Origin of the sequence: Sinomonas notoginsengisoli, assembly GCF_021554725.1 — a bacterium.
Classification (GTDB): Bacteria; Actinomycetota; Actinomycetes; order Actinomycetales; family Micrococcaceae; genus Sinomonas; species Sinomonas notoginsengisoli.
The window spans coordinates 222,400-232,505 of the sequence record NZ_JAIZDP010000005.1; the positions used below are offsets into that span (position 1 = coordinate 222,400).

Consider the following 10,106-nt stretch of genomic DNA (forward strand, 5'->3'; position numbering starts at 1 on the left):
AGCAGCACCAGAATGACCCAACGAGCCCTGTCCGTCCTCACCACCCCGCCCTCGCTGAAACCGGGGACCCTGCGGGTCGTCCCGCTTGGCGGGCTGGGCGAGGTCGGGCGGAACATGACCGTATTCGAGATCGAGGGCAAGCTCCTCGTCGTCGACTGCGGCGTCCTCTTCCCCGAGGAGACCCAGCCCGGCGTCGACCTCATCCTGCCGGACTTCTCGTACATCGAGGACCGTGTGCAGGACATCCTCGCCGTTGTGCTCACGCACGGCCACGAGGACCACATCGGCGCTGTCCCCTACCTCCTTCGCCATCGCCGCGACGTCCCGCTAGTCGGGTCCCAGCTCACCTTGGCACTGGTCGAGGCGAAGCTTGCCGAGCACCGCATCAACCCCGTGCTCCGGGTCGTCGAGGAAGGCCAGGTACTCGATTTCGGCCCGTTCCAGACCGAGTTCGTTGCCGTCAACCACTCCATCCCGGACGCCCTCGCGGTGTTCATCCGCACCGCCGGCGGGACGGTCCTGCACACCGGGGACTTCAAGATGGACCAGCTCCCCCTTGACGGGCGCATCACCGACCTCCGCCATTTCGCCCGTCTCGGCGAGGAGGGCGTGGACCTGTTCATGGCGGATTCGACGAACGCCGACATCCCCGGCTTCACGACCGCCGAGAAGGAAATCGGCCCCACGTTGGACCGCCTCTTCGGGCAGGCCCGTAAACGGATTATCGTGGCCAGCTTCTCCTCGCACGTCCACCGCGTACAGCAGGTGCTCGACGCCGCCCATCACCATGGCCGCAAGGTCGCCTTCGTGGGACGGTCGATGGTGCGGAACATGGGTATCGCTGCGAAGCTCGGCTACCTCGACATCCCGCCGGGCATCCTTGTGGACATGAAGGCGATCGACGACATCCCGGACCACCGCCTCGTGCTCATGTCCACCGGATCCCAGGGCGAACCGATGGCGGCTCTGTCCCGGATGGCGAACGGCGACCACCGTGTGCAGGTGAACCAGGGGGACATGGTCATCCTCGCCTCCTCGCTGATCCCCGGCAACGAGAACGCGGTGTTCCGGGTCATCAACGGCCTGCTCAAGCTAGGCGCCACGGTGATCCACAAGGGCATGGCCAAGGTTCACGTCTCGGGCCATGCGGCCGCGGGCGAGCTCCTCTACTGCTACAACATTGTCGAACCGCTCAACGCCATGCCCATTCACGGTGAGACGAGGCATCTCATCGCCAACGGCAACCTCGCGCTCGAGACGGGAATGGATCCGGAGAGCGTGATCCTCGGGGACAATGGCACCGTTGTCGACGTTGCGGACGGCATCGCCAGGATCGTCGGCCAGGTCGAGGTCGGATTCGTGTACGTAGACGGCAGCAGCGTCGGTGAGATCACCGACGTCGACCTCAAGGACCGCCGGATCCTCGGCGAGGAGGGATTCATCTCGGTCATCACCGTGGTGAACCGCTCCACGGGCAAGGTCGTCACGGGTCCGGAGATCCATGCACGCGGTGTGGCCGAGGATGACGCCGTCTTCGACGACATCGTCCCCAGGATCAACGAGGCCCTCGAGGAGGCCATCCTCGCAAAGTCGGACCACACGGCCTACCAGCTCCAGCAGGTGGTCCGCCGTGTCATGGGCACATGGGTCAGCCGCAAGCTGCGCCGCAAGCCGATGATCATTCCCGTCGTCCTCGAGGCCTGACAGACAGTTACTCCCTACCCCCTCAGGCCGCCGCTCCCGTCGAAATCCGCGGAAGCGGCGGCCTTTCGGGGTACGGTGGCCAATATGGCGACTCGTACCTCCCCCACGCCTAGAACACGCTCGACGCAGGCCACGGCCACGTCAGGCGGCCGATCCCGCGCCGGCTCATCCCGCGCCACATCGGGGAAGGGGAGTACGGCATCGCGTGGCGTCACGAGTTCTCACACCGGGCAGCCCTGGCTCGCCCGGGTCATCGGAGCCACGTGGGGGGCGCTCGCCCACGCGGTCGGTGGCGGTGTGCGCCGCATCGGTACCGACGTGAGCGGCCTTGACCCCGAATCGCGCCGGGACGGCGCCGCACTGTTCAACCTCGTCTTGGCCGTGTTCGTGGCGACCTTCGCATGGTGGGGCTGGAAGGGCTGGTTCCCTGATGCGGTCTACGCCGTGGTCAACGGCACGTTCGGCTGGGTCTCGCTCCTCCTGCCGCTCATGCTGGGAGCATGTGCGTTCCGGCTCTTCCGCAAGCCGGCTGACCATCGCGGCAACAACCGAGTCGGCATCGGGTTCATCGTCATGACCTTCGCAGCGACGGGCCTCGCCCACGTCCTCGGCGGCCTGCCCTCGGCTGCGAACGGCTTCGAGGGACTGCAGGGCGCCGGAGGGATGCTCGGCTTCCTCGCCGCCTCGCTCTTGGCTGCTGTCCACCCAGCAGTGCCCATCGTCATCTACTCGGCGCTCGCTTTCGTCTCGGTGCTCATCGTGACGGCAACGCCGTTCGCGGCAATCCCCCGCCGCCTCCGCTCCGGATGGGAGCACCTCATGGGCCTCGACCTCGCCCCCGAGGAACAGGACGCTCACGATCGCAGCTACCTCTACGACTCGGAGCGGCGGGCCCAAGGCGCGGCGAAGGAGCGCCGCAAGAAGAAACGGCGGCTGTTCGGCAGGGATGACGAGGATCCGGCCGAGCGCACCGACGGCTTCGCCGGTGACGAGCCGTACGAGCGCGCCGTCGTCGATGATCCGGGGGCGACCGCCGCGCTCCCGGCGCCCGCGCAGGGCCGGTCCCAAGCTGAGGCTGCGATCCAGAAGATCCGTGCGGCGCAGGGGCGACGGGACGCTCAGGCCCCCAGCGGGGACGACGGCGTGAGCGACGCCACCGAGGCAATCCCCACCGTGGGCCTTCCCACGCCCAACCCCGGCTCTGCTGTCCACGTCCCGTCGAATCCCGTCGCCCCGACCCCGCCGCCCACTCCGATTCCGCAGCGCACCGAACAGCTCCAGCTTTCGGGCGACGTCGCGTACACGCTCCCGCAGTCGGACTTCCTCGTCCAGGGGTCTGCGCCGAAAGAGCGGACGGAGGCCAACGACGCCGTCGTGGCCGCGCTGACCAACACGCTCCAGCAGTTCAACGTCGATGCGGAGGTGACCGGCTTCTCCCGTGGCCCCACGGTCACGCGCTACGAGATCGAGCTGTCTCCGGGCACGAAGGTCGAGAAGGTCACCGCGCTGAGCAAGAACATCTCCTACGCGGTCGCGAGCTCGGACGTGCGGATCCTCAGCCCGATCCCGGGCAAGAGCGCGATCGGCATCGAGATCCCGAACACGGACCGCGAGACGGTCTCGCTCGGCGACGTGCTGCGCAGCCAGAACGCCCGCCGCACCGAGCACCCCATGGTGATGGGCGTGGGCAAGGACGTTGAGGGCGGCTACGTCGTCGCGAACCTCGCCAAGATGCCCCACCTGCTCGTGGCCGGCGCGACCGGCGCGGGCAAGTCCTCGTTCGTGAACTCGATGATCACCTCGATCCTCATGCGCTCCACCCCAGACGAGGTTCGCATGGTCATGGTCGACCCCAAACGGGTCGAGCTCACCGCCTACGAGGGCGTCCCGCATCTCATCACGCCGATCATCACGAGTCCGAAGAAGGCGGCCGAGGCGCTCCAGTGGGTTGTGCGGGAGATGGACGCCAGATACGACGACCTCGCCAACTACGGCTACAAGCACATCGACGACTTCAACAAGGCCGTCCGTGCGGGCAAGGTCATTCCGCCGCCGGGGTCCGAGCGCAAGTTGCGACCCTACCCCTACCTGCTCATCATCGTCGACGAGCTCGCGGACTTGATGATGGTGGCGCCGCGCGACGTCGAGGACTCGATCGTGCGCATTACGCAGCTCGCGCGCGCGGCGGGCATCCACCTCGTCCTCGCGACACAGCGGCCTTCGGTCGACGTCGTCACAGGTCTCATCAAGGCCAATGTCCCCTCCCGCATGGCCTTCGCGACCTCCTCGGTCACCGACTCCCGGGTTGTCCTCGACCAGCCGGGAGCGGAGAAGCTCATCGGCCAGGGCGACGCCCTGTTCCTCCCCATGGGGGCGTCGAAGCCGATGCGCGTGCAGGGGGCATGGGTCTCCGAATCGGAGATCCACAGGGTCGTCGAGCACGTCAAGGGCCAGCTCAAGGTGACGTACCGCGACGACGTCGCGGTCGAACCCGAGAAGAAGCAGATCGACGAGGAGATCGGCGACGACCTCGAGGTGCTGCTCCAGGCCACGGAGCTTGTCGTGACGACCCAGTTCGGCTCGACGTCGATGCTCCAGCGCAAGCTCCGAGTGGGCTTCGCGAAGGCCGGCCGCCTCATGGACCTTCTCGAGAGCCGAGGCGTGGTTGGCCCATCCGAGGGGTCGAAGGCACGCGACGTCCTCGTCAAGCCCGACGACCTGCCAGCGGTGCTCGCCGCGCTGCGGGGGCAGGACGCGCCGTCGTCCGCTGCTAGCCCCACGGACCACGCCCTGGCCGACAACGGGAGCGCCAACCACCACACGGGCGAGTACGAGGTGGACTCGCCCTACGCCGAAGACCTCGTCACGAAGGACCTCGACTCGCGGCCGCAGGCGGTCGACTACCACGACGATGACAGGGACGGTGAGGGCGGCGAGGACGCGTGGTCGCTCACCGGACGATAGGCTGGGACGGTGACCACCTCGCCGTCGGCGTCCTCCCAGCTGTGGAACGTGCCGAACATCCTCACGATGGTGCGTATCGTCCTGGTCCCGTTCTTCATCTGGTCGCTGCTGGCAGACGGTTCCCATGGCGGTGTGCTGCGATGGGTGGCCTTCGTCCTCTTCGCCGTCGCGATCTACACAGACCAGCTCGACGGCTCGATTGCGCGCAAGCACAACCTCATCACCGACTTCGGCAAGATCGCGGACCCGATTGCGGACAAGCTCCTCACGGGCTCGGCGCTCGTGCTCCTCTCCGTGCTCGGTGAACTGCCGTGGTGGATCACGGTCCTCATTCTCGTGCGCGAATGGGGCATCACGGCGCTGCGCTTTGTCGTGATCCGGTACGGCGTGATGCCCGCCTCCCCGGGCGGCAAGCTCAAGACAGTGCTGCAGACGGTCGCGATCCTGCTGTACCTGTTCCCGCTCACGCCCGCGGTTCCAGTCCTGGCGGCGATCGCCTTCTGGACCATGGTTCTTGCCCTGGCGGTGACGGTGGTGACTGGGATCGACTACCTGGTCAAGGCGGTTCGCTTGCGGGCAGATGCGCTCGGAGGGAAGTGACCGTACCGTTGAAGGCAACGGAGGGCCGGAGCGGTGCCGGGGCGACGGCGCGCGCGGTCGTGGAGGCCTTCATCGCCCGCGGGGTCACCGTGGCCACCGCCGAATCGCTCACTGCTGGGCTCGTGGCGGCTACCCTCGCCGACGTGCCGGGTGCCTCCGGGATGCTCCGGGGAGGGGTCGTGAGCTATGCGAGTGGAGTCAAGGCCGACGTGCTCGGCGTATCCCGCGAGCTGCTCGCCAAGGCCGGATCGGTGGACCCAGAGGTGGCGCGGCAGATGGCCGACGGGGCCCGGCGAGTCTGCGGTGCCGACTACGGGGTTGCGACGACCGGCGCAGCGGGTCCCGAGCCGCATGACGGCAAGCCGGTGGGCACGGTCTTCGTCGCGGTGTCAGGGCCCGGCCGCACGACTGTCCGCGAGCACGTTCTCGTAGGGGACAGGCCCGCCATCCGCGCCGCTGCGACGCGTGCTGCCCTCGAAGGGCTGCTTGGTGCCTTGCAAGCCGCCACCTGATACTGGAAGCCAGCTGTGAGTTTGTTGGAGTCGCCGCTTTCCGGGGAACAATGCTGGTGCTGCAGGAGTTATCGATAGTGTCGTCAATGATCGGCGGCACCACTAGGATGATTCACACTGGAGCCCCGGGAGACGGGGCGCCCGAACCAAGGAGCACATCGATACACATGGTTAAGCAGCCCGTATCCGTCAACGGCGTGGTGCGCTGGCGTGACGTGGGCTTGGCCGAGATCGGTAAGCAGGAACAGAAGGAGCGCAAGATGGTTGTTCTGCGTCATGAGATTGGAGACGTCCTCCGCGACGTCCGTCAGCGCCAGGGCCGTACGCTCCGTGAAGTCTCGCACAACGCACGTGTGTCGCTGGGCTACCTGAGTGAGGTGGAGCGCGGTCAGAAGGAAGCCTCTTCCGAACTGCTCTCGTCGATCTGTTCTGCCCTTGATGTGCCCCTTTCAGTCATGCTGCGCGAGGTCAGCGACCGGGTAGCAGTCGCCGAGGGTGTCACCATCCCCGACACAGTGCCGCAGGAATTCGCCCAGCGGTATGGGCGCGACATGAACACGGACTTGGACGCCGAGCTGACGAAGATCAGCTGACGTCGTCAGGAGCAGAGGAGGGCCTCGTTGAGGCGCCGGAGATACAGGGCCAGATCTGCCAACTCCGCGGTCTCCCATGATGCCAGCCGCTCAGCGAAGAACTCGTGGCGGCGGCCCTTCAGCTCCTCGACATGCTTTAGCCCCGTGGGGGTCAGTGCTACTTGCTGGGCCCGGCGGTCGTGCGGGTCGGCTTCCTTGGCCACAAGCCCGATCTCCTCGAGCAGCGCAACCTGCCGGCTGACGGTCGGCTTCCCGACGCCGACCGTCGCGGCGAGATCGGTCACCCGCTGTGCACCCCCACCGTGGAGGATCGTGAGGAGCCCGTAAGCCGCTGGATCGAGATCGGGGTGGAGCTCTCGGGACAGCCCTAGGGATGCAGCACGGCCGCGCCGCCAGAAGACGCCGAGCTGCCGCTCGACGTCGGTCAGGGCGTCATCGAATGCGGCGGACACTCGCGGGCTGGACATACCTCATCTTAGGCTGCCAAGTGCCCTCAGCCGGGGCGGTGGGCTCCTGTCGCTGCCTGAGGGAGAATGAACCGATGCGGAACAGTGATTTCTGGCGGTTGATGGATGACGAGTTCGGAGCAGGCTATGCACATGTCCTGGCCGGGTCTGCCGTTCTCGCCGCAGTCGGCGGGCGCACCGCCGAGGAGGCCCTGAGGGCCGGTGTGCATCCTCGCAGCGTGTGGCTTGCCGTCTGCGAGCTCCAGGATGTGCCCCCTGAGCGCCGGCTCGGCAGGGATCGTCCCATCAAGGACTGAACTTGCGAGGATGTGGCGACACGCCGCCAATGAGTCGAAGATGTGTTCGGGGAAGCGGTAATGTCCTCCACAGAGGATTCCACCTGCGAAGTGCGCCGAAATGTCCACATACCGCAGTCGCGGGCTACGACTGTCAGTGGGCGCCGGTAGCGTGAGCGGCATGGAGGTGCGGCAGGCAGGACAGGCCCTGCCGCGAATAACCCGACCGGAGGTAGACCCATGGCAGCATCAACGCCGGAGCGCCAGAAGGCGCTCGAGGCGGCTCTCGCCCAGATCGACAAGCAGTTCGGCAAGGGATCGATCATGCGCTTGGGGGACGACACCCGGGCGCCGATCGAGGTCATCCCCACAGGCTCCATCGCGCTTGACGTCGCGCTCGGCATCGGTGGCCTCCCGCGCGGCCGAGTCGTCGAGATCTATGGCCCCGAATCCTCCGGTAAGACGACGGTCGCGCTCCACGCTGTCGCGAACGCACAGCGGAACGGCGGCATCGCCGCATTCATCGACGCGGAGCACGCACTCGACCCGGAGTACGCGGCCAAGCTCGGTGTGGACACCGATGCGCTGCTGGTGTCCCAGCCGGATACCGGCGAGCAGGCGCTCGAGATCATGGACATGCTTGTCGGATCGGGCTCGCTCGACATCATCGTGATCGACTCCGTGGCAGCCCTCGTGCCGCGGGCGGAGATTGAAGGCGAGATGGGCGACAGCCATGTGGGACTCCAGGCCCGCCTCATGAGCCAGGCACTCCGCAAGGTCACCGGGCGCCTCAACCAAACCAAGACGACGGCTATCTTCATCAACCAGCTCCGCGAGAAGATCGGCGTCTTCTTTGGCTCCCCTGAGACGACCACCGGCGGCAAGGCACTCAAGTTCTACGCCTCGGTGCGCATTGACGTCCGTCGCATCCAGACGCTCAAGGAAGGCGCCGATTCCGTCGGCAACCGTACCAAGGCCAAGATCGTCAAGAACAAGATGGCCCCGCCCTTTAAGCAGGCCGAGTTCGACATCATCTACGGGCAGGGCATCTCCCGTGAGGGCGGCATCATCGACATGGGTGTCGAGCACGGCATCATCAAGAAGTCCGGCTCGTGGTTCACCTACGACGGTGATCAGCTGGGCCAGGGCATGGAGAACTCCCGGCGCTTCCTTCGCGACAATCCCGAGCTCGCGGACGAGCTCGAGCGACTCATCAAGGAGAAGCTCGGAGTCGGCGTCAAGAAGGATGTTGACGAGGAGCAGCCGCGCCTCAAGGCCGTCGACGGCGAATAGGTGGTAGTACGCCGGGGCCGGCAGGCCCCACCGCCACCGGAGCAGGACCCGGAGGCAGATTCGGAGTCGGTGGCGCGTGCAATCCTTCTTCGGCAGCTGACCCTCGGCCCACGCAGCCGGCTTCAGCTCGAGCGGAAGCTGCGTGACCGGAACGTTCCGATGGAGGTCGCAGCGGCCCTCCTCGACCGCTTCGAGGACGTCGGCCTCGTCGACGACGCCGAATTCGCGCGGATGTGGGTACGGGGACGCGGCGAGGCGAAGTCTCTCGGACGCTCGGCCCTCCGGCGCGAGCTCAACGAGAAGGGCATCACCGGCGACTTGGCGGAGGAGGCCCTCGAGGAGCTGACTCCGGACGCCGAGGAGGAATCCGCGCGCCGCCTCCTCGCGCGGCGCGTGCGGCCCTTCGACCGGACAGACCCTGCCGCACGGGACAAGGAGCTGCGGCGGCTCGTCGGCCTGCTCGCGCGGAAGGGACACTCGCCCGGTTCTGCGTTCCGCCTTGCAGCACAGGTGATCGACGCCGATTCCGGAGACAATGTGCTTGAGCAGCGCCCTTACTGACGGCCTCTATGCTGACGGTGCTCCAAAAACTCGGCGTGCTCCTGAGAAGTCGGCAGGCCCCGGCGTGTCGGCGTCGCTGATGGGATTTCTGTGACTAGGGTGACAGATGGGATTACTGCGGTATTCTCTAAGGTGTGCAATCTCGACGTGGAGTGAGCGTGGCGAGGCGTGCCAAAGGCGTGCGTGGTGCGCTTGTTCTCGCCGTGTCGTTCGCCTGCATGGCACCAGCCATGGCGCCCTCGGCACTTGCTGACGATAACGCGCCTCCCACTGGGTATCCCACGTGGGCGGAAGTCCAGACGGCCAAGGCGAATGCCGACTCGGCGAAAGTCGAGTCGGACAGGATCGGTTCCCTCCTGACAACGGTAGAGGGGACGGCTGCTGATGCCTCGGCCAAGGCTGTGACGGCCGGCGCAGCGTCCGCAAAGGCAGCCCAAGCAGTCACCGACCAGATACAGGTCGTGGCCGTGCTCGAGCAGGAGGCCGCGAAGCGGGCAGGGGAACGGGATGCCGCCCAGCGGGCTACCGGACAGCTCGCCGCCGATTCCTACATGGGCGGGTCTCCCACCGGTCCGATCGAGACTCTCTCGGTCCTCAACCAGCCCGATGGCATCGGCAGGCTGCAGACGCTCCAGGTCCTCGGCGACCAGGCCGCGCAAGCGGTTGCCGAGTACCGCGTCGCGGCCAATGCCGCGACGGCTGCCGAGGACAAGTCCCGCGCCGCGAAGGACGCGCTCGCAGACCTCGCGGCAACCGCGGCCCGTCAGCTTGCGGATGCCCAGTCGGCCCAGAAGGAAGCCCAGACCGTGGTTGCCCAGACCCAGGAGCGGGAGGACACGTTGCTCGCCCAGCTCGCCGACCTCAAGGGAACCTCCGTATCGGTGGAACGCAGTTACCGTGAAGGCCAGGCTGCCCAAGCTGCCTATGCGGCCGCTCAGGAGGCGAAGCGGCGGGCCGCAGAGCAGGCAGCGCTCGAGGCCCAGCGCCGGGTCGCTGACGCAGCCGCGGCGCAGCGCGCAAGCCAGACAGTGCAGCAGGCGGCGCAGCCTCTGGCCCAACAGCAGCAGGCAGCGGGCAGTGTGCTCAATCCCGCACCTCAGGCCCGTCCCCAGTCGGCGCCCGTACCTCAGGCCGCTC

The 10,106-nt window shown here is 67.0% G+C and carries 10 protein-coding genes; 9 read left to right on the plus strand and 1 reads right to left on the minus strand.

What is annotated here, in order from left to right; all coding sequences use genetic code 11:
• The first annotated feature begins 12 nt into the window (after positions 1 to 12).
• The 5 genes from LF262_RS11020 (at position 13) to LF262_RS11040 (ending at position 6,373) form a co-directional block, all read left to right on the plus strand.
• Entirely contained in the window at positions 13 to 1,704 is a 1,692-nt protein-coding gene (locus tag LF262_RS11020; RefSeq protein WP_235780423.1) for a ribonuclease J, read from the plus strand.
• A gap of 84 nt (positions 1,705 to 1,788) precedes the next feature.
• Complete coding sequence (locus LF262_RS11025) at positions 1,789 to 4,668, plus strand: FtsK/SpoIIIE family DNA translocase (RefSeq protein WP_235780424.1); 2,880 nt, start codon at positions 1,789 to 1,791, stop codon at positions 4,666 to 4,668.
• Positions 4,669 to 4,677: 9 nt separating this feature from the next.
• Positions 4,678 to 5,268 carry a CDP-diacylglycerol--glycerol-3-phosphate 3-phosphatidyltransferase gene (pgsA, locus tag LF262_RS11030; protein ID WP_308190525.1) on the plus strand — a complete coding sequence of 197 codons (591 nt, stop codon included), beginning with the start codon at positions 4,678 to 4,680 and terminating at the stop codon, positions 5,266 to 5,268.
• Entirely contained in the window at positions 5,265 to 5,780 is a 516-nt protein-coding gene (locus LF262_RS11035) for a CinA family protein (RefSeq protein WP_235780426.1), read from the plus strand. Before pgsA ends, LF262_RS11035 begins: the two co-directional genes overlap by 4 nt.
• A gap of 167 nt (positions 5,781 to 5,947) precedes the next feature.
• The gene (locus tag LF262_RS11040; RefSeq protein WP_308190526.1) at positions 5,948 to 6,373 is read left to right on the plus strand and encodes a helix-turn-helix domain-containing protein; all 426 of its coding nucleotides are present in this window, start codon (positions 5,948 to 5,950) and stop codon (positions 6,371 to 6,373) included.
• A 5-nt stretch (positions 6,374 to 6,378) separates the two neighbouring features.
• On the opposite strand, the gene LF262_RS11045 is transcribed toward LF262_RS11040, so the two are convergent.
• Positions 6,379 to 6,840, minus strand: coding sequence for a MarR family winged helix-turn-helix transcriptional regulator (locus LF262_RS11045; protein ID WP_235780427.1), 462 nt, complete (start codon positions 6,838 to 6,840; stop codon positions 6,379 to 6,381).
• 74 nt (positions 6,841 to 6,914) lie between these two features.
• Here LF262_RS11045 and LF262_RS11050 point away from each other — a divergent pair, with 74 nt between their 5' ends.
• The 4 genes from LF262_RS11050 to LF262_RS11065 all read left to right on the plus strand — a co-directional run.
• Positions 6,915 to 7,136: a DUF3046 domain-containing protein gene (locus tag LF262_RS11050; RefSeq protein WP_235780428.1), complete on the plus strand. Its 222-nt coding sequence runs from the start codon at positions 6,915 to 6,917 to the stop codon at positions 7,134 to 7,136.
• Between the two features lie 219 nt (positions 7,137 to 7,355).
• The gene (recA, locus tag LF262_RS11055) at positions 7,356 to 8,408 is read left to right on the plus strand and encodes a recombinase RecA (protein WP_235780429.1); all 1,053 of its coding nucleotides are present in this window, start codon (positions 7,356 to 7,358) and stop codon (positions 8,406 to 8,408) included.
• 69 nt (positions 8,409 to 8,477) lie between these two features.
• A complete protein-coding gene (locus tag LF262_RS11060) occupies positions 8,478 to 8,969 on the plus strand; it encodes a regulatory protein RecX (protein ID WP_235780430.1) in 492 nt (163 codons plus the stop codon).
• A gap of 230 nt (positions 8,970 to 9,199) precedes the next feature.
• Positions 9,200 to 10,106, plus strand: a 907-nt coding sequence (locus LF262_RS11065) for a hypothetical protein (RefSeq protein ID WP_235780431.1), incomplete at its 3' end; no start/stop codon positions are given.